Origin of the sequence: Bradyrhizobium sp. WSM471 (assembly GCF_000244915.1) — a bacterium.
Classification (GTDB): domain Bacteria; phylum Pseudomonadota; class Alphaproteobacteria; order Rhizobiales; family Xanthobacteraceae; genus Bradyrhizobium.
The window spans coordinates 5101288-5127847 of the sequence record NZ_CM001442.1 but is presented as its reverse complement, the minus strand read 5'-3'; the positions used below and the strand labels follow the sequence as shown (position 1 = coordinate 5127847).

Annotated in this window: 36 protein-coding genes; 33 read left to right on the top strand and 3 right to left on the bottom strand. The window is 64.1% G+C overall.

The annotated features are described in order from the left end of the window. Positions 1-4 precede the first annotated feature (4 nt). From rplB to BRA471DRAFT_RS22995, 26 genes are all read left to right on the top strand, one after another. Positions 5-838: a 50S ribosomal protein L2 gene (rplB, locus tag BRA471DRAFT_RS23120; RefSeq protein ID WP_007611609.1), complete on the top strand. Its 834-nt coding sequence runs from the start codon at positions 5-7 to the stop codon at positions 836-838. Positions 839-850: 12 nt separating this feature from the next. Further along, a complete protein-coding gene (gene rpsS / locus BRA471DRAFT_RS23115; protein ID WP_007603021.1) occupies positions 851-1129 on the top strand; it encodes a 30S ribosomal protein S19 in 279 nt (92 codons plus the stop codon). A gap of 10 nt (positions 1130-1139) precedes the next feature. Further along, positions 1140-1526 carry a 50S ribosomal protein L22 gene (rplV, locus tag BRA471DRAFT_RS23110; protein ID WP_007603022.1) on the top strand — a complete coding sequence of 129 codons (387 nt, stop codon included), beginning with the start codon at positions 1140-1142 and terminating at the stop codon, positions 1524-1526. 18 nt (positions 1527-1544) lie between these two features. Beyond that, complete coding sequence (gene rpsC, locus BRA471DRAFT_RS23105) at positions 1545-2270, top strand: 30S ribosomal protein S3 (RefSeq protein ID WP_007611608.1); 726 nt, start codon at positions 1545-1547, stop codon at positions 2268-2270. Positions 2271-2302: 32 nt separating this feature from the next. Further along, entirely contained in the window at positions 2303-2716 is a 414-nt protein-coding gene (gene rplP / locus BRA471DRAFT_RS23100; RefSeq protein WP_007603024.1) for a 50S ribosomal protein L16, read from the top strand. A 5-nt stretch (positions 2717-2721) separates the two neighbouring features. Further along, a complete protein-coding gene (gene rpmC / locus BRA471DRAFT_RS23095; RefSeq protein WP_007603026.1) occupies positions 2722-2928 on the top strand; it encodes a 50S ribosomal protein L29 in 207 nt (68 codons plus the stop codon). A 13-nt stretch (positions 2929-2941) separates the two neighbouring features. Then, a complete protein-coding gene (gene rpsQ, locus BRA471DRAFT_RS23090) occupies positions 2942-3190 on the top strand; it encodes a 30S ribosomal protein S17 (protein ID WP_007603028.1) in 249 nt (82 codons plus the stop codon). Positions 3191-3273: 83 nt separating this feature from the next. Continuing rightward, positions 3274-3642 (top strand): 50S ribosomal protein L14, encoded by a 369-nt coding sequence (gene rplN / locus BRA471DRAFT_RS23085; RefSeq protein ID WP_007603030.1) that lies wholly within the window; start codon positions 3274-3276, stop codon positions 3640-3642. Then, on the top strand, positions 3642-3956 hold the full coding sequence (rplX, locus tag BRA471DRAFT_RS23080; protein ID WP_007603031.1) for a 50S ribosomal protein L24: 315 nt from the start codon (positions 3642-3644) through the stop codon (positions 3954-3956). Before rplN ends, rplX begins: the two co-directional genes overlap by 1 nt. After that, complete coding sequence (rplE, locus tag BRA471DRAFT_RS23075) at positions 3949-4506, top strand: 50S ribosomal protein L5 (RefSeq protein ID WP_007611607.1); 558 nt, start codon at positions 3949-3951, stop codon at positions 4504-4506. The genes rplX and rplE overlap by 8 nt, the downstream gene beginning before the upstream one ends. Positions 4507-4552: 46 nt before the next feature. Beyond that, complete coding sequence (gene rpsN, locus BRA471DRAFT_RS23070; RefSeq protein ID WP_007611604.1) at positions 4553-4858, top strand: 30S ribosomal protein S14; 306 nt, start codon at positions 4553-4555, stop codon at positions 4856-4858. Positions 4859-4872: 14 nt separating this feature from the next. Next, positions 4873-5271 (top strand): 30S ribosomal protein S8, encoded by a 399-nt coding sequence (gene rpsH / locus BRA471DRAFT_RS23065; RefSeq protein ID WP_007603034.1) that lies wholly within the window; start codon positions 4873-4875, stop codon positions 5269-5271. Between the two features lie 16 nt (positions 5272-5287). Continuing rightward, positions 5288-5821: a 50S ribosomal protein L6 gene (gene rplF, locus BRA471DRAFT_RS23060; protein WP_007611603.1), complete on the top strand. Its 534-nt coding sequence runs from the start codon at positions 5288-5290 to the stop codon at positions 5819-5821. Between the two features lie 11 nt (positions 5822-5832). After that, entirely contained in the window at positions 5833-6195 is a 363-nt protein-coding gene (gene rplR, locus BRA471DRAFT_RS23055; RefSeq protein ID WP_007603036.1) for a 50S ribosomal protein L18, read from the top strand. Positions 6196-6242: 47 nt separating this feature from the next. Beyond that, positions 6243-6830, top strand: a complete 588-nt coding sequence (rpsE, locus tag BRA471DRAFT_RS23050; protein ID WP_007603037.1) for a 30S ribosomal protein S5 — start codon at positions 6243-6245, stop codon at positions 6828-6830. A 25-nt stretch (positions 6831-6855) separates the two neighbouring features. Next, positions 6856-7062 (top strand): 50S ribosomal protein L30, encoded by a 207-nt coding sequence (gene rpmD / locus BRA471DRAFT_RS23045; RefSeq protein ID WP_007603038.1) that lies wholly within the window; start codon positions 6856-6858, stop codon positions 7060-7062. Between the two features lie 72 nt (positions 7063-7134). Then, on the top strand, positions 7135-7620 hold the full coding sequence (rplO, locus tag BRA471DRAFT_RS23040; RefSeq protein WP_007611602.1) for a 50S ribosomal protein L15: 486 nt from the start codon (positions 7135-7137) through the stop codon (positions 7618-7620). Between the two features lie 152 nt (positions 7621-7772). Continuing rightward, entirely contained in the window at positions 7773-9104 is a 1332-nt protein-coding gene (secY, locus tag BRA471DRAFT_RS23035) for a preprotein translocase subunit SecY (RefSeq protein WP_007611601.1), read from the top strand. Between the two features lie 278 nt (positions 9105-9382). Beyond that, positions 9383-10264 (top strand): adenylate kinase, encoded by an 882-nt coding sequence (locus BRA471DRAFT_RS23030; RefSeq protein ID WP_007611600.1) that lies wholly within the window; start codon positions 9383-9385, stop codon positions 10262-10264. Positions 10265-10451: 187 nt separating this feature from the next. Continuing rightward, positions 10452-10820, top strand: a complete 369-nt coding sequence (rpsM, locus tag BRA471DRAFT_RS23025) for a 30S ribosomal protein S13 (RefSeq protein WP_007611599.1) — start codon at positions 10452-10454, stop codon at positions 10818-10820. Positions 10821-10942: 122 nt separating this feature from the next. Next, the gene (gene rpsK / locus BRA471DRAFT_RS23020; RefSeq protein ID WP_007603045.1) at positions 10943-11332 is read left to right on the top strand and encodes a 30S ribosomal protein S11; all 390 of its coding nucleotides are present in this window, start codon (positions 10943-10945) and stop codon (positions 11330-11332) included. A gap of 111 nt (positions 11333-11443) precedes the next feature. Continuing rightward, positions 11444-12475, top strand: a complete 1032-nt coding sequence (locus BRA471DRAFT_RS23015; protein ID WP_007603046.1) for a DNA-directed RNA polymerase subunit alpha — start codon at positions 11444-11446, stop codon at positions 12473-12475. 119 nt (positions 12476-12594) lie between these two features. Further along, on the top strand, positions 12595-13011 hold the full coding sequence (rplQ, locus tag BRA471DRAFT_RS23010; RefSeq protein ID WP_007611592.1) for a 50S ribosomal protein L17: 417 nt from the start codon (positions 12595-12597) through the stop codon (positions 13009-13011). Positions 13012-13171: 160 nt separating this feature from the next. Further along, complete coding sequence (locus tag BRA471DRAFT_RS23005; RefSeq protein ID WP_007611591.1) at positions 13172-13960, top strand: SDR family NAD(P)-dependent oxidoreductase; 789 nt, start codon at positions 13172-13174, stop codon at positions 13958-13960. 64 nt (positions 13961-14024) lie between these two features. Further along, entirely contained in the window at positions 14025-14321 is a 297-nt protein-coding gene (locus BRA471DRAFT_RS23000) for a DUF1330 domain-containing protein (RefSeq protein WP_007611590.1), read from the top strand. A gap of 57 nt (positions 14322-14378) precedes the next feature. Further along, positions 14379-15707 (top strand): chloride channel protein, encoded by a 1329-nt coding sequence (locus BRA471DRAFT_RS22995; RefSeq protein WP_007611589.1) that lies wholly within the window; start codon positions 14379-14381, stop codon positions 15705-15707. A gap of 3 nt (positions 15708-15710) precedes the next feature. On the opposite strand, the gene BRA471DRAFT_RS22990 is transcribed toward BRA471DRAFT_RS22995, so the two are convergent. Both BRA471DRAFT_RS22990 and BRA471DRAFT_RS22985 read right to left on the bottom strand, forming a co-directional pair. Further along, positions 15711-16724, bottom strand: coding sequence for a zinc-binding alcohol dehydrogenase family protein (locus BRA471DRAFT_RS22990; protein WP_007611588.1), 1014 nt, complete (start codon positions 16722-16724; stop codon positions 15711-15713). 78 nt (positions 16725-16802) lie between these two features. Further along, positions 16803-18416 (bottom strand): OprO/OprP family phosphate-selective porin, encoded by a 1614-nt coding sequence (locus BRA471DRAFT_RS22985; RefSeq protein ID WP_007611587.1) that lies wholly within the window; start codon positions 18414-18416, stop codon positions 16803-16805. Between the two features lie 313 nt (positions 18417-18729). Between BRA471DRAFT_RS22985 and BRA471DRAFT_RS22980 the strand changes: the two genes are divergently transcribed. The 4 genes from BRA471DRAFT_RS22980 to BRA471DRAFT_RS22965 all read left to right on the top strand — a co-directional run bounded on the left by BRA471DRAFT_RS22980 (position 18730) and on the right by BRA471DRAFT_RS22965 (position 23074). Next, positions 18730-20136 (top strand): DegQ family serine endoprotease, encoded by a 1407-nt coding sequence (locus BRA471DRAFT_RS22980; protein ID WP_007611585.1) that lies wholly within the window; start codon positions 18730-18732, stop codon positions 20134-20136. Next, positions 20133-21467 carry a replication-associated recombination protein A gene (locus BRA471DRAFT_RS22975; protein ID WP_007611583.1) on the top strand — a complete coding sequence of 445 codons (1335 nt, stop codon included), beginning with the start codon at positions 20133-20135 and terminating at the stop codon, positions 21465-21467. Before BRA471DRAFT_RS22980 ends, BRA471DRAFT_RS22975 begins: the two co-directional genes overlap by 4 nt. 78 nt (positions 21468-21545) lie before the next feature. Next, the gene (locus BRA471DRAFT_RS22970; RefSeq protein ID WP_007611581.1) at positions 21546-21863 is read left to right on the top strand and encodes a HigA family addiction module antitoxin; all 318 of its coding nucleotides are present in this window, start codon (positions 21546-21548) and stop codon (positions 21861-21863) included. Then, on the top strand, positions 21860-23074 hold the full coding sequence (locus BRA471DRAFT_RS22965) for an RluA family pseudouridine synthase (protein ID WP_007611579.1): 1215 nt from the start codon (positions 21860-21862) through the stop codon (positions 23072-23074). The genes BRA471DRAFT_RS22970 and BRA471DRAFT_RS22965 overlap by 4 nt, the downstream gene beginning before the upstream one ends. A 183-nt stretch (positions 23075-23257) precedes the next feature. Here the strand turns inward: BRA471DRAFT_RS22965 and BRA471DRAFT_RS22960 are convergent, their stop codons facing one another. Then, positions 23258-23704, bottom strand: coding sequence for a hypothetical protein (locus BRA471DRAFT_RS22960; protein ID WP_007611577.1), 447 nt, complete (start codon positions 23702-23704; stop codon positions 23258-23260). 74 nt (positions 23705-23778) lie between these two features. Here BRA471DRAFT_RS22960 and BRA471DRAFT_RS22955 point away from each other — a divergent pair, with 74 nt between their 5' ends. Genes BRA471DRAFT_RS22955 through BRA471DRAFT_RS22945 form a run of 3 tightly spaced genes read left to right on the top strand, consistent with a single transcriptional unit; the run spans position 23779 to position 26492 of the window. Continuing rightward, the gene (locus tag BRA471DRAFT_RS22955; RefSeq protein ID WP_007611573.1) at positions 23779-24573 is read left to right on the top strand and encodes an ATP12 family chaperone protein; all 795 of its coding nucleotides are present in this window, start codon (positions 23779-23781) and stop codon (positions 24571-24573) included. 57 nt (positions 24574-24630) lie between these two features. Further along, positions 24631-26235, top strand: a complete 1605-nt coding sequence (locus BRA471DRAFT_RS22950) for a flagellar hook-length control protein FliK (protein WP_007611571.1) — start codon at positions 24631-24633, stop codon at positions 26233-26235. Further along, the gene (locus BRA471DRAFT_RS22945) at positions 26232-26492 is read left to right on the top strand and encodes an EscU/YscU/HrcU family type III secretion system export apparatus switch protein (RefSeq protein ID WP_007611569.1); all 261 of its coding nucleotides are present in this window, start codon (positions 26232-26234) and stop codon (positions 26490-26492) included. Before BRA471DRAFT_RS22950 ends, BRA471DRAFT_RS22945 begins: the two co-directional genes overlap by 4 nt. Positions 26493-26560: the final 68 nt, after the last annotated feature.

Genomic DNA, 26560 nt, shown 5'->3' with positions numbered 1-26560 from the left:
GACGATGGCACTGAAGACATTCAATCCCACGACGCCGGGCCAGCGCCAGCTGGTCATGGTCGATCGTTCGGCCCTCTACAAGGGCAAGCCGGTCAAGGCGCTCACCGAAGGCAAGCACTCCTCTGGCGGCCGCAACAACACCGGTCGCATCACGGTGCGCTTCCGCGGCGGCGGTCATAAGCGGACACTACGTACGGTCGATTTCAAGCGTGACAAAGTCGATGCGCCCGCGACGGTCGAGCGGCTGGAGTACGATCCGAACCGCACCGCGTTCATCGCGTTGGTCAAGTACGAAGACGGCACCCAGGCCTATATCCTGGCGCCGCAGCGTTTGGCCGTCGGTGATTCCGTCGTTGCCGGCAATTATGTCGACGTGAAGCCGGGCAACGTCATGCCGCTCGGCAACATGCCGGTCGGCACGATCATCCACAACATCGAGGTCAAGATCGGGAAGGGCGGCCAGCTCGCCCGTTCCGCGGGCACCTACGCCCAGCTCGTCGGTCGCGACCAGGACTACGTGATCATCCGTCTGAACTCGGGCGAACAGCGCCTGGTGCACGGCCGTTGCCGCGGCACGATCGGCGCGGTGTCGAACCCGGATCACATGAACACGTCGATCGGCAAGGCCGGCCGCAACCGTTGGCTGGGCCGCAAGCCGCACAACCGCGGCGTTTCGATGAACCCGATCGACCATCCGCACGGCGGTGGTGAAGGTCGTACCTCGGGCGGTCGCCACCCGGTTACTCCGTGGGGCAAGCCGACCAAGGGCAAGAAGACCCGCTCGAACAAGTCGACCAACAAATTCATTCTCCTAAGCCGCCACAAGCGGAAGAAGTAAGGAACGCCGGACATGGTTCGTTCAGTCTGGAAAGGCCCGTTCGTCGAGGGTTCTCTGCTCAAGAAGGCAGATGCCGCGCGCTCGTCCGGCCGTCATGACGTCATCAAGATCTGGAGCCGTCGCTCGACGATCCTGCCGCAATTCGTCGGCCTGACCTTCGGCGTCTACAACGGTCAGAAGCACGTGCCGGTGGCCGTCAACGAGGAAATGGTCGGTCACAAGTTCGGCGAGTTCTCGCCGACCCGTACCTTCCATGGCCACTCCGGGGACAAGAAAGCCAAGAAGGCTTGAGGATTAAACGATGAGCAAACCTAAGCGCGAACGGAGCCTCGCCGAGAACGAGGCCAAGGCGGTCGCCCGGATGCTGCGGGTGAGCCCGCAGAAGCTCAACCTGGTCGCCCAGCTCATTCGCGGCCGGAAGGCGGCTGCTGCGCTCGCCGACCTGCAGTTTTCGCGCAAGCGGATCGCGGTTGACGTGAAGAAGTGCCTGGAATCGGCTATTGCCAACGCCGAGAACAACCACGACCTCGACGTCGACGATCTCGTCGTGGCGCAGGCCTTCGTCGGCAACGGCCTCGTGATGAAGCGCTTTGCCGCCCGCGGCCGTGGCCGTTCGGGCCGTGTCTACAAACCATTTTCACAGCTGACGATCATCGTTCGTCAGGTCGAAGCCGCAGCAGCGGCTTAAGGGACGCAGGAGAACACGATGGGTCAAAAGATCAATCCGATCGGTCTGCGTCTCGGCATCAACCGGACCTGGGATTCCCGCTGGTACGCCGGCAAGCAGGAATACGGCAAGCTGTTGCATGAGGACGTCAAGATCCGTGAGATCCTGCACAAGGAGCTCAAGCAGGCGGCCGTTGCCCGCATCGTGATCGAGCGCCCGCACAAGAAGTGCCGCGTCACCATCCACTCGGCTCGTCCGGGCGTGGTGATCGGCAAGAAGGGCGCCGACATCGACAAGCTGCGCAAGAAGGTCGCGGACATCACCTCGTCCGACGTCGTCATCAACATCGTCGAGATCCGCAAGCCGGAGCTCGATGCGACGCTGGTGGCCGAGTCGATCGCGCAGCAGCTGGAGCGCCGCGTGGCGTTCCGCCGCGCCATGAAGCGCGCCGTCCAGTCGGCGATGCGTCTCGGCGCGGAAGGCATCCGGATCAACTGCTCGGGACGTCTGGGCGGTGCGGAAATCGCGCGCATGGAGTGGTACCGCGAAGGTCGCGTGCCGCTGCACACGCTGCGCGCAGACATCGACTACGGCGTTGCGACCGCGTTCACGACCTTCGGCACCTGCGGTGTCAAGGTCTGGATCTTCAAGGGCGAGATCCTCGAGCACGATCCGATGGCCCAGGACAAGAGAATGGCCGAAGGTGAGACTGGTGGCGGCGGCGATCGCGGCGGCCGGCAGCGCCGTGACAACGCTGCGGCCTGACGCCAGCACAGAGAATTTGAGGGCTTGAAGCCATGATGCAACCTAAGAAAACGAAGTTCCGGAAGGCGCATAAGGGCCGTATCCACGGCGTTGCGTCTTCGGGCGCGACGTTGGCGTTCGGCCAATTCGGTCTGAAGGCGACCGAGCCTGAGCGCGTCACCGCGCGCCAGATCGAAGCCGCTCGCCGCGCGCTGACCCGCCACATGAAGCGCGCCGGCCGGGTCTGGATCCGCATATTTCCCGACGTTCCCGTGTCGAAGAAGCCTGCCGAAGTCCGCATGGGCTCCGGCAAGGGCGCACCGGAATTGTGGGTCGCGCGCGTCAAGCCGGGCCGGGTGCTGTTCGAGATCGACGGCGTCAACACCCAGACGGCGCGTGAAGCGCTGACCCTGGCGGCAGCCAAGCTGCCGATCAAGACGCGCTTCGTCGAGCGTATTGCGGAGTAATGGCCATGGCCCAGATGAAAATCGAAGACATCCGCGCGTTGAGCCCCGATCAGCAGGATGACGCCATCCTGAACCTGAAGAAGGAGCGCTTTAACCTGCGCTTCCAGCGCGCCACCGGGCAGCTCGAGAACACCTCGCGCCTGCGCGAGGCCCGCCGTGACATCGCCCGGATCAAGACCGTCGCCGCGCAGACGCGCGCGAAGAAGAAGTAAGAGGCTTACGAAGATGCCGAAACGTACTTTGCAGGGCGTGGTCGTCAGCGACAAGCAAGCCAAGACCATCGTGGTGCGCGTCGATCGCCGCTTTACGCACCCGATCTACAAGAAGACGATCCGCCGTTCGAAGAACTACCACGCGCACGACGAGAGCAACGAGTTCAAGCCGGGCGATATGGTGTGGATCGAGGAATCGAAGCCGATTTCGAAGTTGAAGCGCTGGGTCGTGATCCGGGGCGAACACAAGAAAAGCGCCTGATCTGTTGGCTTTAGCCGACTGACTTCAGGTAAATGTTGAGCGCCGGCTGGGCTGGCGCAAAGAGAAGAGGACGAGGTGCATCAATGATTCAGATGCAGACCAACCTCGACGTGGCCGATAATTCTGGCGCACGCCGTGTCATGTGTATCAAGGTGCTCGGGGGCTCCAAGCGCCGCTACGCCACGATCGGCGACATCATCGTTGTCTCGATCAAGGAAGCGATTCCGCGTGGCAAGGTGAAGAAGGGCGACGTGATGAAGGCCGTCGTGGTGCGCGTCCGCAAGGACATCCGCCGCGCCGACGGTTCGGTCATCCGCTTCGACCGCAACGCCGCCGTTCTGATCAACAATCAGTCCGAGCCGGTCGGTACCCGTATCTTCGGGCCCGTGCCGCGCGAGCTGCGCGCCAAGAACCACATGAAGATCATCTCGCTCGCGCCGGAGGTGCTGTGATGGCTGCGAAGATCCGCAAGGGCGACAAGGTCGTCGTGCTGACCGGCCGCGACAAGGGCCGCACCGGCGAGGTGTTCGAAGTGCGTCCCGACGCCGGTACGGCGCTGGTGCGCGGCATCAACATGGTCAAGCGTCACCAGAAGCAGACGCAGGCCCAGGAGGGCGGCATCATCTCGAAAGAGTCGCCGATCCAACTGTCCAACATCGCGTATGTCGGCAAGGACGGGAAGCCGACCCGCGTCGGATTCAAGATTCTGGCGGACGGCAAGAAGGTCCGCATCGCCAAGAGCTCGGGAGCTGAGATCGATGGCTGAGGCCGCTTACACACCGCGCCTGCGCGCGGAATACGACGCGAAGATCCGGACGGAAATGACCGAGAAGTTCGGTTATGAGAACGTCATGCAGGTTCCGCGCCTGGACAAGGTCGTGCTGAACATGGGCGTTGGCGATTCCGTCAACGACCGCAAGAAGGCCGAGAACGCCGCTGCGGAATTGACCCAGATCGCCGGCCAGAAGGCGATCGTGACCTATTCGCGCGTCGCGATCGCGACCTTCAAGTTGCGTGAGAACCAGCCGATCGGCTGCAAGGTCACGCTGCGCAAGGCCCGCATGTACGAGTTCATCGATCGCCTTGTGACGGTCGCGCTGCCGCGCGTCCGCGACTTCCGCGGCTTGAACCCGAAGAGCTTCGACGGCCGCGGCAACTACTCGCTCGGCCTCAAGGAACACATCATTTTCCCCGAGATCGACTTCGACAAGGTCACGGAATCCCGCGGCATGGACATCACCGTCTGCACCACGGCCAAGACCGACGACGAGGCGAGGGCCTTGTTGACCGCTTTCAATTTCCCGTTCCGGCAGTGAGACGCTGACCTAAAGCCTCTCAAACGCGGATACCCAGGAGCCAAGCATGGCAAAGAAGAGTTCAATCGAGAAGAACAACCGGCGCAAGCGGATGACGAAGAACGCCGCCCCGAAGCGCGAGCGGTTGAAGGCGATCATCGCCGACAAGACGTTGCCGATGGAGGAGCGGTTCGCCGCGACCCTGAAGTTGGCGGAAATGCCGCGCAACTCGTCGGCGACCCGCATCCGTCTGCGTTGCGAGCTGTCGGGCCGTTCGCGCTCGAACTATCGCTTGACCAAACTGTCCCGCATCGCAATGCGGGACCTTGGCTCCAAGGGCATGGTCCCGGGCCTCGTGAAGTCCAGCTGGTAAGGAGGGTCGTTTAGATGTCTACGCACGATCCAATCAGCGATCTCATCACCCGCATCCGCAACGCGCAGATGCGCTCCAAGAACAAGGTCTCCACGCCTGGCTCGAAGATGCGCGAGAACGTGCTCGAGGTGCTGAAGAGCGAAGGCTACATCCGCGGTTACGCCACGCTCGAGCACTCCTCGGGCCGCAGCGAGATCGAGATCGAGCTGAAGTATTTCGACGGCGAGCCCGTTATCCGCGAGATCGAGCGTGTCTCCAAGCCCGGGCGTCGCGTTTACGCCTCGGTGAAGAACCTGCCGCGGGTCAATAACGGACTCGGCATTTCGGTGTTGTCGACGCCGAAGGGAATCATGGCTGACCACAGTGCGCGTGAAGCGAACGTGGGCGGCGAAGTTCTCTTCACGGTGTTCTGAGAAGGATTTTTGATCCATGTCACGTGTTGGCAAAAGGCCGGTAGCGGTGCCGTCGGGTGTGACCGCGACCGTCGACGGGCAGACCGTCAAGATGAAGGGGCCGAAGGGCCAGCTTCAGTTCGTCGTCCATAGCGACGTCGAGGTGAAGCTCGACAACGGCCAGGTCAAGGTGAACCCGCGGGTCGAGACCAACCGCGCGCGGGCCCTGTACGGGACCGCTCGCGCCCAGGTCGCGAATCTGGTCGAAGGCGTCACCAAGGGTTTCGAGAAGAAGCTCGAAATCACCGGCGTCGGTTACCGCGCCGCGCTGCAGGGCAAGAACCTGCAGCTCGCACTCGGCTACAGCCACGATGTGGTCTACGCGATCCCGGAAGGGATCACGATCACCGTGCCGAAGCCGACCGAGATCACGGTGACCGGCAGCGACATCCAGCGCGTCGGCCAGGTCGCCGCCGAGATTCGCTCCTATCGTCCGCCGGAGCCCTACAAGGGCAAGGGCGTGAAGTATGTTGGCGAATTCATCTTCCGCAAGGAAGGCAAGAAGAAGTAACGGAGCCGGTCATGTCGAAAGCCAAGGTTACGAATGCCCGGCGCAAGCGCAGTGTACGTCTGAAGCTGCGCCGCTCGGGTGGCGGCCGTCCGCGCCTGTCGGTGTTCCGCTCGTCCAAGCACATCTACGCCCAGGTCATCGACGACCTGAAGGGCGAGACGCTGGCCTCTGCCTCGTCGCTCGAGAAGTCGATGCGCGATGGCGGCAAGACCGGCGCCGACATCGATGCGGCGAAGGCGGTCGGCAAGCTGCTGGCCGAGCGCGCCGCCGAGAAGGGTGTCAAGGAAGTCGTGTTCGATCGCGGCAGCTATCTCTATCACGGGCGCGTCAAGGCTCTTGCCGACGCGGCGCGTGAGAGCGGGCTGAGCTTCTAACAGAATTTGAGGATTGAGGCGTAAGCCTCTGAAGGACTGGAAAAACCATGGCAGAACGCGAACAACGTGGTGGACGCGATCAACGCGGCGGCGGACGTGAACGCAGGGAAGAGCGCGACAGCGAGTTCGTCGACAAGCTCGTCCACATCAATCGCGTCGCCAAGGTCGTCAAGGGCGGCAAGCGCTTCGGTTTCGCAGCGCTGGTCGTGATCGGCGACCAGAAGGGCCGCGCCGGCTTCGGTCACGGCAAGGCGCGCGAAGTGCCCGAGGCGATCCGCAAGGCAACCGAATCCGCCAAGCGCAACCTGACCCGCGTGTCGTTGCGCGAGGGCCGCACGCTGCATCACGACATCGCCGGCCGTCATGGCGCGGGCCGTGTTTATCTGCGCGCAGCTCCGGCCGGTACCGGCATCATCGCCGGCGGTCCGATGCGCGCCGTGTTCGAGACGCTCGGCGTACAGGACGTGGTTGCGAAGTCGATCGGCTCGTCGAACCCGTACAACATGGTTCGCGCGACCTTCGATGCGCTGAAGCATCAGGATTCGCCGCGCTCGGTCGCTGCCCGCCGCAACATCAAGGTGTCCACCCTCCAGTCCCGCCGTATCGGTGGCGACGCCGAGGCGGTTGCCGAATAACGGAAGCTTTTCGGAGTAGACGCCCATGGCCAAGAGTGCCGTTACGACCGCAAAGACGATCAAGATCGAGCAGACCGGTAGCGCGATCCGCCGCCATCACTCGCAGCGCTCGACGCTGATCGGGCTCAAGCTCAACAAGATAGGCCGCACCAGCGAACTGCCGGACACCCCGGCGGTCCGCGGCATGATCTTGAAAGTTCACCATCTCGTTCGCATCGTCGACGAGAAGTAAGCAAAGGCGCACGATCCCGAAGCGGGACCCGTTTTCGGTGAAGGTCATGCGCAAGAAACAAGGAGCAGGGCGATGAAGCTCAGCGATATCGCCGACAATGCCGGCTCGCGCAAGAAGCGTATGCGCGTCGGCCGCGGCATTGGTTCGGGCAAGGGCAAGCAGGCCGGCCGCGGTGGCAAGGGCCAGACCGCGCGTTCGGGCGTGCGCATCAAGGGTTTCGAAGGCGGCCAGATGCCCTTGCATCGCCGTCTGCCCAAGCGCGGCTTCAACAACATCTTCCGCATCGAGTTCGCCGAGATCAATCTCGACCGGCTCCAGGACGCGGTGGATGCCAAGAAGATCGACGCCGGCAGCGTCGTGAACGTCGAATCCCTGGTCAAGGCCGGCGTGCTGCGCCGCGCCAAGGGCGGCCTGCGGCTGCTCGGCCGCGGCGAGTTCAAGGCCAAGCTCAACATCGAAGTGCACGGCGCCTCGAAGACCGCGATCGCGGCAGTCGAGAAGGCCGGCGGCTCGGTGAAGATCCTCGCGCCTGCCAAGGAAGAAGGCGAGGCGGCGTAACAACTGCGTCATCGGCCCGCGGCTCGCGGGCCTTTACGCATGCGGGACGATGGACTTATCGAAGCCGTAGCCCCAGATAATGTCCGGTGTCCGGTATAATGTAGCCCGGCCGCGGGCATAACGGCGCAATAAGCGGCGGGAGAAAGTCCAAGATGGCCTCTGCAGCGGAACAACTGGCAGCCAATCTCAATTTCGGTGCGTTTGCCAAGGCCGACGAACTGAAGAAGCGCATCTGGTTCACCTTGGGTGCGCTGCTCGTTTATCGGCTCGGGACCTACATCCCGCTGCCCGGCATCGATCCCAACATCTGGGAGCAGGTGTTCCGCTCCCAGGCGGGCGGCATCCTCGGCATGTTCAACATGTTCGCCGGCGGCGGCATTCACCGCATGGCGATCTTTGCGCTGAACATTATGCCGTACATCTCGGCCTCCATCATCATCCAGCTCCTGACCACCGTCTCGCCGCAGCTCGAGGCGCTGAAGAAGGAAGGCGAGTCCGGCCGCAAGCTGCTGAACCAGTACACCCGTTATCTCACGGTGATCCTGGCCGCGTTCCAGTCCTACGGCATCGCGGTGGGCCTCGAAGGCGCCGGCAACGTCGTCAGCGACCCCGGCATGTTCTTCCGCCTGTCTACGGCGATCACGCTGACCGGCGGCACCATGTTCCTGATGTGGCTGGGCGAGCAGATCACCTCGCGCGGCATCGGCAACGGCATTTCCCTGATCATTCTCTCCGGCATCGTCGCCGAGTTGCCTGCGGCGCTCGCCAACATGCTCGAGCTCGGCCGTCAGGGTGCGATGTCGACCGGCCTGATTCTGGTCGTCATCATTATGGCGGTGGCCGTGATCGCCTTCATCGTGTTCGTGGAGCGCGCCCAGCGCCGGCTCTTGATCCAGTATCCGAAGCGCCAGGTCGGCAACAAGATGTTCGAGGGGCAGTCCTCGCATCTGCCGCTCAAGCTCAACACCTCGGGCGTGATCCCGCCGATCTTCGCGTCTTCGTTGCTGCTGCTGCCGACCACGGTTGCGAACTTCAACGCGGGCAGCGGGCCGGAATGGTTCCAGTGGATCAACACCCAGCTCGGCCACGGCCGTCCGCTGTTCCTGATCATGTATCTGGCGCTGATCGTGTTCTTCGCCTTCTTCTACACCGCGATCGTGTTCAATCCGACCGAGACTGCGGACAATCTGAAGAAGCACGGCGGCTTCATTCCGGGTATCCGTCCGGGCGAGCGTACCGCGGAATATATCGACTACGTGCTGTCGCGCATCACCGTGCTCGGCGCGGTCTATCTGGCGATCGTCTGCTTGATCCCGGAAATCCTGATCTCCTACGCGTCGGTACCGTTCTACTTTGGCGGTACTTCGCTGCTGATCGTCGTCAGCGTCACCATGGACACGGTGGCGCAGGTGCAGGGTTATCTCCTGGCGCATCAGTACGAAGGTCTGATCCGGAAGTCGAAGCTGCGCGGCCGCCGCCGTTAAGCGCGGCGTCCTCTCGGGCGGCGCAATTGCGCTGCCGATTCGCCGCGCGTGCAACGCGCGCGGACGGCGAGCCGGCATTCGGTCGCCTCGGCAGAGCCGCTCTTACTGTCGTGCAAGCACTGATCTCCAAGCACTGATCTCAAAGGCTTCTTGGCGTCCGGCCATTTGCTCCCCTATGATATGGGTAGCGGTGCGGCGCTGATTATGATTTGCACTGTAACTGGACTTCAAAGCACAGGTGCTCGACGTATCGCGCACCAATCGGGGGGCGTACGCCGATGAGAATTATACTTCTGGGGCCACCGGGATCGGGCAAGGGCACCCAGGCGCAGCTACTGGTGCAGCGCTATGGCATCGTCCAGCTCTCGACCGGCGAGATGTTGCGTGCAGCGGTGGCGGCCGGAACGCCGGTCGGTCTCAAGGCCAAGGAGATCATGGCCAGCGGCGGTCTCGTGCCGGACGATGTCGTGGTGGGAATCATCTCCGATCGGATCGATCAGCCGGATGCCAAAAACGGTTTCATCCTCGACGGTTTCCCGCGGACCGTGCCGCAGGCCGAGGCGCTGGATGAGCTGCTCAAGCACAAGCACCTCAAGCTCGACGCCGTGATCGAGCTCCGCGTCAACGAGAGTGCGCTCCTGAACCGTGTCGAGACCCGCGTCGCCCAGATGCGCGAGCGCGGGGAGGAGGTCCGGCTCGACGACACCCCGGAGGTCCTGACCAAGCGGTTAGCCAGCTACCGCAACCAGACGGAACCGCTGATTCACTACTATTCCGAGCGGCGGAAGCTCTCGACTATCGACGGCATGATGGCCATCGACGAGGTCACCCGCGCCATCCATCGCCAGCTCCTGGCGCTCGGGGCGGTCGAGCCCAAGACTCATGGCAAGTCCCGCGCCCGGAGCGCGACCAAGGCGGCCCCGGCTAAAAAGGCCAAGACGGCAAAAAAATCGGTCAAAAGGCCCGCGAAAGCTGCCAAAAAGGCTGCCAAATCCAATAAGGCGGCCAAGAAGGCTACGAAGGCAGGCAAGAGAATCGTCAAGAAAGTCGTCAAGAAGGCGGGGAAGAAGAAGGCAGCCAAAAAGACCGCCAAGAAGGCTGTCAAAAAAGGTGCCAAAAAGGCCGCAAAAAAGGTCACGAAAAAGCGAGCTAAGCGCTAGCAGCGGTTGACGAAAGCCCCCTGAATCCCCTAATAAGCCCCGCATCCAAGTCGGATAGTTTCAAACGATGCCGGGCCCCAGGAAGACCAGGGGTGGGCGTCGTGTTCGCGTTTGTGAACACCTGCCCGAGAAACCAAGCACTTAAAGCGCGATTCCTGACGAGGGATCGGCGACAGGAGAGAAGGCCGTGGCCCGTATTGCCGGCGTGAACATCCCGACCAACAAGCGCGTGCTGATCGCGCTCCAGTACATCCATGGCATCGGCCAGAAGATCGCCGGTGAGATCATGGAGAAGGTCAAGATCCCAGACGATCGTCGGGTCAATCAGCTCAGCGACGCCGAAGTGCTTCAGATCCGCGAAGTGATCGACCGCGACTATCTCGTCGAGGGCGATTTGCGTCGTGAGGTCGGCATCAACATCAAGCGTCTGATGGACCTCGGCTGCTACCGCGGCCTGCGCCATCGTCGCGGCCTGCCGGTACGTGGCCAGCGTACCCACACCAATGCGCGCACGCGCAAGGGTCCGGCCAAGGCCATCGCCGGCAAGAAGAAGTAAGTTTTCGCATCCAATCACGGCGTGTGGCGACCCGGGGATGACCCGTTCGCCACGCGCCTTTCGTTCCACAGGTGTAGCCGCTGGCATTACGGCGGCGTTGAGATCTTCAGGAAAGGTAGTCTATGGGCAAGGAAGCCACCCGCGTTCGTCGTCGTGAGCGCAAGAACATCGCCTCCGGCGTCGCGCATGTGAACTCGTCGTTCAACAACACGACCATCACCATCACCGACGCGCAGGGCAACACGATTGCATGGTCCTCCGCCGGCACGATGGGCTTCAAGGGCTCCCGCAAGTCGACCCCCTATGCCGCACAGGTTGCCGCCGAGGACGTGTCGAAGAAGGCGCAGGAGCACGGCATGCGCACGCTGGAAGTCGAAGTCGCCGGTCCCGGTTCGGGCCGCGAATCGGCGCTCCGCGCGCTTCAGGCCGCGGGCTTCACCGTCACCTCGATCCGCGACGTGACCACGATCCCGCACAACGGTTGCCGTCCCCGCAAGCGTCGGCGCGTTTGATACCAGATTGCGGGCGCATTGGCGCCCGCGATGACTTTTTGCAAAGCCGTGGAAATGATCTGCGGCCTTTCTCCAACGCCAGTGCCTGCGACAGCAGTCTGACTGGCCTGTATGGGTGAAACAGTGACGATCCAGAAAAATTGGCAAGAACTGATTCGGCCGAACAAGCTGCAGGTACAGCCCGGCAGCGATCCGACCCGTTTCGCGACCATCGTCGCCGAGCCGCTCGAGCGCGGCTTCGGCCAGACCCTCGGCAACGCGCTGCGCCGCATCCTGCTGTCCTCGCTCCAGGGCGCGGCGGTGCAGTCGGTGCACATCGACGGCGTGCTGCACGAGTTCTCCTCGATCGCGGGCGTCCGTGAGGACGTCACCGACATCGTGCTCAACATCAAGGACATCTCGATCAAGATGCAGGGCGAAGGCCCCAAGCGCATGGTCGTCAAGAAGTCCGGCCCGGGCGTCGTCACCGCCGGCGACATCCAGACCGTGGGCGATGTCGTCGTGCTCAATCCCGACCTGCAGATCTGCACGCTCGACGAGGGTGCCGAGATCCGCATGGAGTTCACGGTCGCAACCGGCAAAGGCTACGTGCCCGCCGAGCGCAACCGCCCCGAGGACGCGCCGATCGGTCTGATCCCGGTTGACAGCCTGTACTCGCCGGTCCGCAAGGTCTCCTACAAGGTCGAGAACACCCGCGAGGGCCAGATCCTCGACTACGACAAGCTGACCATGACGATCGAGACCAACGGCGCGCTGACGCCGGATGATTCCGTGGCCTACGCTGCGCGCATCCTGCAGGATCAGCTCAATGTGTTCGTCAACTTCGAAGAGCCGCGCAAGGAAGTCGCCCAGGAGATCATCCCGGACCTCGCCTTCAACCCGGCCTTCCTCAAGAAGGTGGACGAGCTCGAGCTCTCCGTGCGTTCGGCCAACTGCTTGAAGAACGACAACATCGTCTACATCGGCGACCTCGTGCAGAAGAGCGAAGCGGAAATGCTCCGCACTCCGAACTTCGGCCGCAAGTCGCTCAATGAGATCAAGGAAGTGCTGGCCCAGATGGGTCTGCACCTCGGCATGGAAGTGCCGGGCTGGCCGCCGGAGAACATCGACGAGCTCGCCAAGCGCTTCGAGGATCACTACTGATCCGAATGACAACAGGCTGAGGCGCGAATTCATCGCGCCTTAGCGGGCGAACGCAGGCAGCCCACCTGAGCAACTGGTCCGACGAACCGTCGCGACGACTGAATTCAAGGAATCAAAAAATGCGTCACGGCAAGGTTCATCGCAAGCTCAACCGCACCGCCGAGCATCGCCGCGCGATGTTCGCCAACATGTGCGCCGCGCTGATCAAGCACGAGCAGATCATCACCACGCTTCCGAAGGCGAAGGAATTGCGTCCGATCGTCGAGAAGCTGATCACCCTCGGCAAGAAGGGCGGCCTGTCCATGCGTCGCCAGGCCATCTCCGAGATGCGCGACAAGGATCAGGTCAGGAAGCTGTTCGACGTATTGGCGCCCCGCTACAAGGATCGCCAGGGTGGCTACACCCGCATCATCAAGGCGGGCTTCCGCTACGGCGACAATGCGCCGATGGCCGTGATCGAGTTCGTCGATCGCGACGTCGATGCCAAGGGTCAGGACTCCGGCCCGGTGCAGGAAAAGGAAGCCGAGGCGGCGTAAGCCGACCGGCAGAGAGTTTTCAGAAAGCGGCGCCTTCGGGCGCCGCTTTTTTATTGGCCGTCCTCGTTGGTTGCGTCCCGCTCCTCACGCGTCAGTGAGTGGCGATTGTTATCGTGCCGGTAGCGCCCAATATCTCCGCCAGCATCAACGGAGATCACGCATGAACATCGACCTTTCCGGAAAGACCGCCCTCGTGACCGGCTCGACCGCCGGAATCGGCCACGCTATTGCAAAAGGCCTTGCCGGCTCGGGTGCGAGCGTCGTGATCAACGGACGCGGCCAGGACAAGGTCGATGCGGCCGTACGCAGGCTGGAAGGGGCGGGGGCCAAGGTCCGCGGCATCGCCGCCGATGTGTCGACCGCTGCGGGCTGCATGGCGCTGGCCGCGGCGCTGCCAGATGTCGACATCCTCATCAACAATGCCGGCATCTTCGAGCCGAAAGACTTTTTCGACATTCCGGACGAGGACTGGAGCCGCTTCTTCGAGGTCAACGTCATGAGCGGCGTGCGTCTCTCTCGCGCGTACATGAAGGGCATGCTCAAGCGCAACTGGGGCCGAATCGTCTTCATCTCTTCGGAGTCCGGACTCAACATTCCCGTCGAGATGATTCACTATGGAATGAGCAAGACGGCCCAGCTCTCGGTCGCACGCGGCCTGGCGCAGCTCACCCGCGGCACCGGCGTCACCGTCAATTCCGTGCTGCCGGGCCCGACGATGTCGGAGGGCGTCGAGATGTTCGTGAAGGATCTCGCCAAGCAGAACGGCCAGTCGGTCGATGAGGCTGCGGCCAATTTCGTCAAGCAGCATCGCCCAAGCTCGCTGCTCCAGCGCTTCGCAAGCGTCGACGAGATCGCTAACATGGTGGTTTATGCGGCTTCCAAGGAAGCATCCGCGACCAACGGTGCGGCGCTGCGCGCGGAAGGCGGCATCGTCAATACGATTGCCTGAGCATGATCCGGAAAAGTGTGACGCGGTTTTCCGAAAAGATCATGCTCAAGACAAAGGACCGCTCATGCCGGCCTATGTGATCTCGGAGGTCGAGGCGCGCGATCAGGCCGCGATGGAGGCCTATCGCGCGCTGGCCGCAGCAACCATCGCGCGATATGGCGGCCGCTACATCGCGCGCGGCGGTGCCGCTGAAGTGGTGGAGGGCGGCCCGCCGCCCAAGACCATCATCATCGTGGAGTTTCCCTCAATGGAATGCGCGCGCGAATGGTACGCGTCCCCGGAATATGCGGAGGCGCTGAAGCTGCGGCAGACGGCGCTGGAGCGGCGGTTGATGTTCGTCGAGGGCGTGGTTCCAGTCTAGCTGGTCTGCTCGATACCCCCCTTCAATTCGGGACCTGACAGGCTAAAACTCCGGCTCATGCTTTGGCCCCTGTCGACCCGCCATAAACGCCTGTTCAGGCTGACATCCGCGCGATGGCAGCGGCGAGCAATCTTCGTGCTTGGTGGGATCGGGGTAGGCGCCGCGGCGGTGGCGCTGGCCCAACTCGCTGATCTCGCCCAGTACGCCTTTACGCTGCTGCTGGCCAAGTCGCGCTACGCCGTGCTCGCAGTGACACCTCTCGGCTTCATGCTCTCGGCCTTTCTGACCACCCGGCTGTTCCCGAACGCACAGGGCAGCGGCATTCCTCAGGCGATCGCCGCACGGCATCTGACCGACCAGACGGCGCGCGAGAGCCTGGTCTCGATCCGAATCGCGCTCGGAAAGGTGATCCTCACCTTGTTCGGTCTGCTGTGCGGTGGCTCCGTCGGCCGGGAAGGACCGAGCGTTCAAGTCGGCGCTTCCATCATGTTTGCGCTTGGACGCGTCTCGCCACGCCGCCAGCCCGGATTGATCCTGGCCGGCGCGGCCGCCGGCGTCGCGGCCGCCTTCAACACGCCCCTGGCGGGGATCGTCTTCGGTATCGAGGAGATGAGCCGGGCTTTCGAGACGCGTACCAGCAGCCTCATCATTGCGGCGGTGATCGCGGCCGGCCTGACCTCGCTCGCGCTGATGGGCAATTACGCCTATTTCGGCAGCAGTGCGACGTCTCTTGCCCGCGGCACCGACTGGCTGGCGGTGCCGGTGTGCGGCGTGGTCGGCGGTTTGGCTGGCGGCATCTTCAGCCGTATCGTCATCGTGATGGCGCGCGGCTTCGCCCATCCGCTCGGGCGTACGGTCAAGCGCCATCCGTTGTGGTTTGCGCTCGCGTGCGGATTGGCGGTCGCGATCTGCGGCCTCGTCTCCGGCGATACGATCTATGGCACGGGCTACCAGCAGGTAAAGACGGCCCTGGAGCACGGCGCACCGCTGCCGCAGGACTTCGGCATCCTCAAGCTTCTCGCCACCACCTTCGCGGCAATCAGTGGCATACCCGGCGGAATTTTTTCGCCGTCACTCGCCGTTGGAGCCGGCCTCGGCAGCAACATCGCGTCCTTCTTCCACGACGCTCCGCTCGGTGCGATCATGTTGCTCGGCATGGTCTCCTATTTTGCCGGTGTGGTGCAGGCGCCGATCACCGCTTTCGTCATCGTGACCGAGATGACCGACAACCACGCCATGGTGGTGCCGTTGATGGCCGCCGCCCTGATTGCACACGCCACCTCACGGCTGATCTGCGAAGAAGGGATCTACCACGCGCTCGCCAAGGGCTTTATCAAGCGGGCGACGCGTCCGCCTGAGACGAATGCGGCGCCCGCTTCGAGCTAAGACCTACCACCCCTCCAGCACGATCTTGCCGCGCGACTTGCCGCTCTCGAGCAGCGCGTGGGCCCGCTTGAGATTGGCCGCGTTGATCGTGCCAAAGGTCTGGTCGAGCGTGGTGCGCAGCACGCCCTTGTCGATGAGGTCGGCGACATCGTTGAGCAGATGATGCTGCGCGATCATGTCGGCGGTCTGGAACGAGGAGCGCGTGAACATCGATTCCCAGTGCACCGAGATCGCCTTTCCCTTGAACGTGCTCATGGTGAATTCCGGGGGATCGTCGATCAGGCCGAACTTGCCCTGCGGCGCCATAAACTCGACGATGCTCTTGTAGTGCTGGTCGGTGAAGGTGAGGCTCGCCACCAGCGCGACGGGCGGCAGCTTGAGCTTCTCGATCTGCTCCTTCATCGGTTGGCCGTGGTCGATCACCGCATGCGCGCCGAGATCGAGGCACCATTTTTGCGACTCCGGCCGCGTCGCGGTCGCGAGCACCGTCAGCCCGGTGAGGCGGCGGGCGAGCTGGATCAGGATCGAGCCGACACCGCCGGCGCCGCCGGTGATCAAGAGCGTACGCGGATCGACACTCTTGCCGGGCACTGCACCAAGCCGGTCGAACAACAGCTCCCAGGCGGTGATGGAGGTGAGGGGAAGGGCGGCGGCTTGCGCGAACGACAGGCTCTTCGGCTTGTTGCCGACGATGCGCTCGTCGACCAGATGGAATTCGGAATTGGTACCCTGGCGCAGGATCGAACCGGCATAGAACACCTCGTCGCCTGGCTTGAACAGCGTGACGTCGGGCCCAACGGCGTCGACGACGCCGGCCGCGTCATAGCCCAGAATCTTCGTCTCGCCCTCGGGCGGGGCGGCGCGCTTGCGCACTTTGTAATCGACCGGATTGGCCGAGATCGCCTTCACGGCGACGCGGATGTCGCGCCCGCCGGGCTCGGGCTTTGCGGTTTCGAAATCGAACAGCGCGTCCTGATCCTCGATCGGAAGCGACTTCTTGTAGCCGACGGCCTTCATGGCTTGTCTCCTCGGATAGCATTGCAGATGCTGGGTCCCGGGTTCGCGTTTTCGCGCCCCCGGGACGACAAGCGAGAATTAGAACGCGAACTGCGTCCGCATCGCGACCGCATCGAACTTCGAGCCGACATCGGCGGTCGAAATCGGCGAGGCCTGCCTCGACACCGTGCCATGCAAATAGTCCAGCATGAAACGGACGTTGCCGTTGACGTACCAGTTCAGCGCTGCCGTGTAGACGGTCTGCCGGCCGCCCGCGATGCCGGTGGCGGTCCCGAGCTGATCGTTGAGGTCGATCGTGGAGAAGCGTCCTGCGATTTCCCATGCGCCCCAGCCGCCGCCCTCGAGCGAGAACGGGTGCGCTGGCTTGACGCCGCCATAGGCCGCATTCGCCGCATTGTAGCTCCGACCCTCGCCCGTCAGCACGTAGCCGGCCTGCGCGTAGCCGCCCTGGAACTTGCGGCTCGGCGCACCCAGCGGCGGCAGGCCGGTATTGGCGCTGCGATCGATGTTGTACCAGAAATACTCGCCTTGCAGGATCAACGGCCCATAGGTGGCGGCCGCTTCGACGCTGTAGACCTGCGCGCCGGAGGCATTGGCGATTGCGCCGGTCGTAGCCAGCGCCGTGGGATCGATGCGCAGTTCCGAACGCTCGCTGAGCGTGACCGCCTGCGCACCCGTCACCATGTTGCGCGACGGCTGGATCAGCCATTCGGCGTTTCCGCCAAGATGCAGCGAGTAATCCTTGCCGCTGACGACCTGGCCGGCAACGCGGGCGACGGCGCCATACTGCTCGGAGGCACCGTTCGGTGCTGCGCTCGACGCCGAATGGATCGCGCCGGTCGAGGGTCCCGTGACATAGCCGCCGATCCAGAGCTGGTCGTTGTACCAGCGCGTGCCGATCGCCGAACGGAAGTCGCCCGCGGCGATGCTGGTGGCGACGACGCCGGCCGAAGCGCGCTCCATGAACATGATGTCGTTGGAGCTCGTGGCCTCATCGAGAGTGTAGGGCAGGTCCATGATGCCGCCTTCGATGGCCATCTTGCCGCCGAACGGTTTCAGGCCGGTATAGCTGAGATAGGCGTTCTCGATGCCGGAGACGCCGCCGCCGGGCAGCGAACCCGGAGCTGCGCCGCCAAACCCGTCGGAGGAGCCGCCGAAGTCGTAGATCAGCGCGAAATTCCAGTCGTTGAAGAACTTGCCGGCGAGACCGATGCGCGCGCGGCGGACGTTCTCGCCGCTGTCGAGCTTTTGCGGCACGGTCGCCGCCGTGTTGGGCCGATAGTCATAGCCGCCGACATCCCAATGCACGCGGCCTGTGATCCCGACGCAGTTTGCCCCATCGGCGGTGCAGATGGTCGGCCGGTTATTCGGCATCGTCACGACGACGCCGGAGGCGGGCGCCGGTCCCTTGAGCGGGATCGCCGCGTTGGCGTTGGCGACCACGGCCTTCGCCTCGGAACGCGCTTCGGCTTTCGCCTCCGCCTTCGCCTCAAGCCTGGCCTTCGCCGTGGCCGCGGTATTCGCGGCGGTCTGGCTCTGGAGCTTGTCGAGTTTCTGCTCCAGCATCTTCAACTGCTGCTTCAGGAGTGCGATCTCCTGGTCGCTGCTGCTGGCCGATTGGGCCTGGGCCTGCGAGGCTGCCAGTGCGCCGGCGAGACCAATCGCGGTGGCTGCAATTCCTGTCCTTCTCACGTCATGACTCCTTCGTTTGACGAACTTCCCCAAGTCACTGGCGGAGAGCCTAGGATCGATCGATGACTGCCCCGCGACGGCGCGGCCCGGTTGCGCGGTTCCCACTGGTGTAAATTCGCCGCAACCGAATCCGCCTTGCACCACCATGCAAGATGACGCACATCATGCCAATCCACAGCCCCGGCAAATTGCTATTTCGCACGCAGAGCTTGCAGGCCGGACACACCAAAAAGGGGGTCGAATATGCCGCCGGGCGCCCTTCTATTGGGGGGCGAACGCGCCTATATTCCGGCGTCTTTTCCAAGAGGTAGGAATGTTTCGATCGACCTGGACCGCCGTTGTCACGGCACTGTGCATGGCCTTTTCGGCCAACTTCAATCCGGCCGCCGCGCAGGACCGCCGTGTGCCGTCCTCGCCCGCCGAACTGCGGTTGTCCTATGCGCCGATCGTGCAGCGGGTGCAGCCGGCGGTTGTCAACGTCTATGCCGCCAAGGTGGTGCAGAACCGCAACCCGCTGCTCGACGACCCGATCTTCCGCCGCTTCTTCGGCGTGCCCGGCCAGCAGCAGGAGCAGGTGCAGCGCTCGCTTGGTTCGGGCGTGATCGTCGATGCGTCCGGGCTCGTCGTCACCAACGTCCATGTCATCGAAGGCGCCGACCAGGTCAAGGTGTCGCTGTCGGACAAGCGTGAGTTCGAGGCCGAGATCGTGCTGAAGGACTCTCGCAGCGATCTCGCGGTGCTGCGTCTGAAGGACACCAAGGAGAAGTTTCCGGCTCTCGAATTCACCAATTCGGACGAGCTGATGGTCGGCGACGTCGTGATGGCGATCGGCAATCCCTTCGGCGTCGGCCAGACCGTGACCCACGGCATCATCTCGGCCTTGGCGCGTACGCAGGTCGGTATCACCGACTACCAGTTTTTCATCCAGACCGACGCGGCGATCAATCCCGGCAATTCCGGCGGCGCGTTGGTCGACATGAACGGCAGGCTCGCGGGCATCAACACCGCGATCTATTCGCGCTCCGGCGGCTCGCAGGGCATCGGCTTCGCGATCCCTGCCAACATGGTGCGCGTCGTCGTCGCCTCCGCCAAGGGCGGCGGCAAGGCGGTGAAGCGGCCCTGGCTCGGTGCGAAGTTGCAGGCGGTGACGCCGGAGATCGCCGAGAGTCTCGGCCTGCGTTCGCCGACCGGTGCGCTGGTCGCAAGCGTCGTTCCGAACGGGCCGGCGGCCAAGGCCGGGCTGAAATCCTCCGACCTGATCGTCTCGATCGACGGCCAGACCGTGGATGATCCCAACGCCTTCGACTATCGTTTCGCCACGCGGCCGCTCGGCGGCACGGCGCAGATCGACGTGCAGCGCGGCGGCAAGCCGGTCAAGCTGACGGTGGCACTGGACGCCGCGCCCGATGCCGGCCGCAACGAGCTCGTCATCACCGCACGCTCGCCGCTCCAAGGCGCGAAGGTCTCGACCATCACCCCGGCGCTCGCTGACGAGCTGCATCTGGACGCCGATACGGAAGGCGTCGTAGTCACCGATCTCGGCGGCGACAGTGCGGCCGCGAATGTCGGCTTCCAGAAGGGCGACGTCATCCTGGCGGTCAACAACCAAAAGATCAGCAAGACCAGCGATCTCGAAAAGGCGGCGGCCGAGCGCCAGCGCATCTGGCGCATCACGCTGGTGCGCGGCGGCCAGCAGATCAACGTCACGCTGGGCGGATGAGTCCGAAGCGACCACAGGAGACGCCAACCCTCTTCGCCGCGGCGGGGCTCGATCACGAGGCTCCGCATCCGCTGCCGGATCGGCTGCGACCGCGGGCGCTCTCGGAGGTCGTCGGCCAGGATCACATCCTGGGTCCCGACGGCGCGCTGACGCGCATGCTGGAGACGCGCACGCTAGGCTCGCTGGTGTTCTGGGGCCCGCCCGGCACGGGCAAGACCACGGTCGCGCGGCTGCTTGCGGACGCCACCGATCTGCATTTCGAGCAGATCTCCGCGGTGTTCTCAGGGGTCGCCGATTTGAAGAAGGCCTTTGAGGCCGCGCGTGCACGCCGCGAGATGGGCAAGGGCACGCTGCTATTCGTCGACGAGGTGCATCGCTTCAACCGCGCCCAGCAAGATTCGTTTCTGCCCGTCATGGAAGACGGCACGGTGGTGATGGTCGGCGCTACCACCGAAAACCCGTCCTTCGAGCTCAACGCGGCGCTTCTGTCCCGGGCGCGCGTGCTGGTGTTTCGCTCGCTCGACGCGGCCGCGATCGAAAAGCTGTTTGCGCATGCCGAGGAGGTCGAGGGCCGTAAGCTGCCGCTCGACGAGGAAGCGCGCGCCGTGCTGGTGCGCATGGCCGATGGCGACGGCCGCGCGTCGCTGACGCTCGTCGAGGAAGTCTGGCGCGCCGCGCGCAAGGACGAGATTTTCGACGCCGCGCAGTTGCAGGAGATTTTGCAGCGCCGCGCGCCCATCTACGACAAGTCGGCCGACGGCCATTACAATTTGATCTCGGCGCTGCATAAGTCGGTGCGGGGCTCCGATCCCGACGCCGCGCTGTATTATCTCGCGCGCATGCTTGATGCCGGCGAGGACCCGCTGTTTCTGGCCCGCCGCGTCGTGCGCATGGCGGTCGAGGATATCGGGCTTGCCGATCCGCAGGCGCTGGTCATTGCCAACGCGGCCAAGGACGCCTTCGACTTCCTCGGTCATCCCGAAGGCGAGCTCGCGATCGCGCAGGCGGTGGTCTATCTCGCCACCGCGCCAAAATCGAACGCCGTCTACACCGCCTTCGGCAAGGCGATGCAGGCCGCAAAGCAGGCCGGCTCGCTGCTGCCGCCGAAACACATCCTCAACTCGCCGACCAAGCTGATGAAGTCGGAAGGCTACGGCGCATCTTACGAATACGACCACGACGCCCCCGACGCCTTCTCCGGCCAGGATTACTTCCCGGAAGCCCTGGGCCGCCAGACCTTCTACGACCCGCCCGACCGCGGGTTCGAGCGGGAGATCAGGAAGCGGCTGGATTATTGGGCCAAGTTGCGGAAGGAGCGGGGTGGGGCCTAACCCTTTCGGGCTTGCTGTAGGGTTCGATTTACGGTTTACGTAACGCGTAACTCACGCTAATCCGGCCAAGAAATCGCCATGCCCCGCACGCCCATACATCCCGGCGAACACCTTGCCGGAGAACTGCGACAGCTCGGCATCCCCGCCGCAGAACTCGCGCGCCAGATCGATGTACCCGTGAACCGGATCACCGGCATCATCAATGGGCAGCGGGGCATCACGGCCGATACGGCGTTGCGTCTTGGTCACTGGTTCGACACCAGCCCCCAGTTCTGGATGAACCTGCAACAGCAATATGAGCTGCGCCTCGCGGAAGACGAGGTGGGGGCGCAGGTTGCGTCGCTGCCGCGCCGCGCGACGGTGCAGTCGACACCAAAGCTTGGAAAAACCGCATGAGCCGCCGCATCAAGAGAATGAACCCAAAACCTCGCGAGCGCGATGAACGCAAGGAGGCGCGCCCGTTCAAGGCGCGCAGCGCGAAGCCTGCTGGGCTGCGGCCGGGCGGCAAGCCGGGCGCGAAGCCGCCGCGCTTTGCGAGCGAGCGCGTCGAGCGGCGCGCGCCCAAAGCCGAACCGGAAAAGGCTGCACCGGCAAAGCCGGTCGAGGCATTGCTGCCGACCAAGGTGCAGACCGTCAAGGTGACGGGCGACGAGAACAACATGCGCGTCGATCGCTTCCTCGAAGCGCACTTTCCCGGCCTGTCGTTCTCCCATATCCAGCGCGTCGTTCGTAAAGGCGAGCTGCGCGTCGACGGCAAGCGCGTCGACAGCAAGGACCGCCTGGAGGAGGGCCAGAGCGTCCGTATTCCGCCGCTGAAGCTCGACACCCCGAAGGCACCCAACCCGCAGTCGGAGGCGGCGCAAAAGACGCTTGCCGCACTGAAGGAGATGACGATCTACGAGGACGACGACGTTCTTGTGCTGAACAAGCCGGCCGGACTTGCCGTGCAGGGCGGCTCGGGGATGACGCGACACATCGACCAGATGCTGGAGGTGATGCGCGATTCCAAGGGCCAGAAGCCGCGCCTCGTGCACCGCATCGACAGGGAGACGTCGGGCTGTCTCCTGGTCGCCAAGACCCGCTTTGCCGCCTCGCATCTGACCGGCGCGTTCCGTTCGCGGTCGGCGCGAAAGACCTATTGGGCGCTGGTGCCGGGGCTACCGAAACCGAAGCAGGGCCGCATCTCGACCTTCCTTGCCAAGGAGGAGAGCGAGGACGACACCATCATGCGCATCGCCCAGCATGGTGATGAGGGCGCAAGCCACGCTGTGACATACTATGCGGTGGTCGAAACCGCCGGCAACAAGCTGACCTGGGTGTCGCTGAAGCCGGTGACCGGGCGCACCCACCAGCTGCGCGCCCACATGGAACATATCGGCCACCCCATCGTCGGCGATCCCAAATATTTCAACATCGAGAACTGGCAACTGCCGGGCGGCCTGCAAAACCGGCTGCATCTGCTCGCGCGCCGCATCGTCATCCCGCATCCCCGCGGCGGCGTGATCGACGCCACCGCGCCATTGCCGCAGCACATGCAGCAGTCATGGAACCTGCTCGGGCTCGATGCGAGCCGGTTTGATCCGATCGAGAACGCGCCGGAGGAGTAAGTAGAGGCGCGAACCAGTAAGGCGCGCGGCTAGCCACATTCTCCGCTGTCATCGCCCGACTTGATCGGGCGATCCAGTATTCCAGAGGCGGTAATGGATACGGAGAAGCCGCAGCGTACTGGATGCCCCGGTCAAGCCGGGGCATGACAGCGGTGGGTGGGGCCGTAGCCCCCAGCCACACCCTCAATTCCGAAACTGCTCCAGAAACATACGCAGGCTATCGTGCGGGCTCTCGACATCCGTGATCAACCACCCTTCGGGCCCGTTGATCAGGATGAAGTTCAGAGTCACCGGCCGGCTGTGGTTGTCGAAACTCGCCGCGACATAGGTCTTGTCGTATTGCCTGCGAATGACCGCGATCGCGATGGGGCCGAGCTTCCAGCTCGGGCTCTGCACCAGGAAATCGTAGGGCGCGACCCGCGGCGCGGACCACATCTTGCGCAAGGAGGGGTCGAAGAATTGCCGGGCGGTGGCGGCATCCCGCGGCAGGCCTTTCGAAAGCTCCGGCGCGCCTTGGCCGTAATGAGCGTAGACGTTGCGGACCACCGATTCCGGCGTCCGAAAGCCGGCCTGCGCCGCGGCCGGCCAAAACCCGGCTAGCAGAGCCACAATGCCCGCAAGTTCCCTCATACCTGCCGCTCGCTTTATCGGTCGCCGCTCTTACCTTACAAGCCTAGCATTGAGTGATCAGGGCCGAAAACTAGATGCGCGAATTGTTCGATGAAGCTGCGGGGCGATCCCCGCTTGATCCGCAGGAGTTGGTCCGCCAGGCCGCGCGCGTGCCGTTGCGCAAGCGCTTCTACAAGGAGGTGGGGGTGGCTGAGGCTGAGGACGGCTTTGCCATCACGCTTGACGGCAAGGCGATCCGCACGCCGTCCGGCCGCCAGGTGGTGATCCCATCGCGCGCGCTAGCCGACGCAGTGGCTGCCGAGTGGGCGGATCAGAACGAGACGATCAAGCCCATGACCATGCCGTTGACGCGGATCGCCAATAGCGTGGTCGAGGGCGTCGTCGACCGCGTCGACCTCGTCACGGACGACCTCGCAAAATACCTCCAGTCCGATCTGCTGTTCTATCGCGCCGGTCATCCAGAGGGGCTGGTCGCCCGCGAGGCCGCGCATTGGGACCCAGTCCTGTTCTGGGCCGCGGAGACGCTGGGCGCGCATTTCATCCTGTCCGAAGGCGTCATGCATGTGACGCAGCCGGAGGAGGCGGTCCAGGCCGCGCGTGCGGCGCTGCCGGGGGATGCCTGGTCGATCGCCGCGCTCCACGTGATCACCACCCTGACCGGCTCGGCCCTGCTGGCGATGGCGCTGGCCCATGGCGTCCGCGATGCCAATCAGGTCTGGGCGGCGGCTTATGTCGACGAGGACTGGAATGCCGAGAAATGGGGCGTCGACGAGGAAGCGGCCGGCCTCCGCGCCGCCCGCCTGCGGGATTTCGAGGCTGCCGTGGCGGTTTTGACTGCGGTGAAGCCGCCTGCGGCCAAAGGTCCTTAACGAGAGGTTTACGAGGGCGGCCTTAGGGTGGGGCCAGCGTTCCCTGGGCCCCTCGCGATGCCGACGCCGATAAGCTCGATCCTTCCCGTCAGTGCTGCCAGCCCCGTTGCTGACGCAGCGACGCCGGATCTTGTGCTGCAGGCCGGCAGCGTGGTCGACGCAAGAGTTGTCAGCCTGCTCGCTGATAATCTGGTGCGGATCGCGATCGCCAACCTCTCGATGGATGTGATGTCCGAGGTGGCGCTGACACCAGGACAAAATCTCCAGCTTGCGGTGTCGCAGAACGGCGGCACCATTCGGCTCGCCGTCATGGGCGGGGCAGGCGAGGCGGCCGGTGATCAGGTCATGCTGACGCCGGTTGCGGCATCGCTGGTTGACAGCCCCTCGCTTGCTCCGTCGGCGAGCGCGGGACGCAACGTGCTGACGCCATCGGAGCAGGTCGCCGTTACCGCAGCTTCGGTGGAGGCGGTCACAAAGCAGGGCAGCCAGGCGCCGCTGTTCGCCAATCTGGCCGCGGTCGTCACCGGCAGCGATCTTCCGGCGGGGCTGAAGCAGGCGATGCTGGGCGTGCTGGTGCAGCAGACGCCGCTCAACACCGGACTCGAAGGCGGCCACATCGAGTCCGCCTTCCAGAAATCCGGCCTATTCCTCGAGGCCTCGCTCGCCGCAGGCGTGACTCCGTCCTCCGGAACGATGCCGGATTTGAAAGCCGCGCTGCTGGTCCTGCGGCAGACCCTGACAACGCTCGAGACGGCGCCACAGGCGCAAGGTGCCGCCCTTCCTGCTGGGACCGTGGCGGCACCGCAGCTCGCTGCCGCGCAGACGCAGGCTGCACAGGCTGCATTGACCGCAACCGAACCCGAGATCGCCCAACCATCGCAAATGGCGCGCAGCGCCAATCTCGCACCCTCTGTGTTGGCGGACGTCGCTGGCGGTGCTCCGCAGGCCGCGGCGCCGCGGACCATGACCGCAGGCCTCGCCGCGAGCCTCCTGCAAGAGCTCACGCAAAACCTGCCGCGCATGATGGGGAACGTGCCGGGCTCGAACAAGGCCGTACCCGACGGACATTTTTTCGAAGCAGCCACGCGCGCGACGCCACCACCGGTTCGCGGCGCGTTGCCGTCGGCGCAATTCATTGCCTCGCCGTCACTCGTACCGGATACACCGCTCGCTGCGACCGTGCATCGCCTGCTCGATGATACCGATGCCGCGCTCGCGCGCCAGACCTTGCTCCAGGTCGCTTCGCTCCCCGATCGCACTGACGCTGGCGGTCACAGGATCGATCCGACCGTGCCGCAGTGGAATTTCGAGATTCCGTTCTCAACGCCGCAGGGCACGGCAATGGCGCAGTTCGAGATCTCACGCGACGGCGGCAATGAATCGGCCGATCCCGCCAAACGCGCCTGGCGCGCGCGGTTCACACTCAATGTCGAGCCGGCCGGTCCCGTGCACGCCTTGATTACTCTGAACGGCGACAAGACCTTCGTGCGAATGTGGGCGGAGCGGCCGGCGACCGCACAGCAGCTTCGCGCCGGAATTGGTGAGCTCAACCATGCCCTGACCAGGGCCGAGCTCAAGCCCGGCGATATCCTGGTCCGCGATGGCACCCCCCCACAGCCGGCACCGGCCCGCGCCGGCCACTTCCTGGATCGCGCCACATGAGCGACCCGTCGAAGCTTGCGATTGCGCTCCATTACGAGAAGGGCAGCAACGCGCCCGTCGTGGTCGCCAAGGGCAAGGGCACGATCGGCGAAAAGATCGTCGAGATCGCCACGGCCAACGACATTCCGATCGAGGAGAACGAGATTCTGGCCGGCGCGCTGTCCAAGGTCGAACTCGGCGAGGAGATCCCGCCCGACCTCTACAAGGCCGTCGCCGAAGTGCTCGTGTTCGTGCTGCGGCTGTCGGGCAGGCGGTAGAGCATGATCCGGACCCGAAGGGCCGCGTTAGCGCAAAGTGTGCAGCGGTTTTCCGAAGAGATCATGCT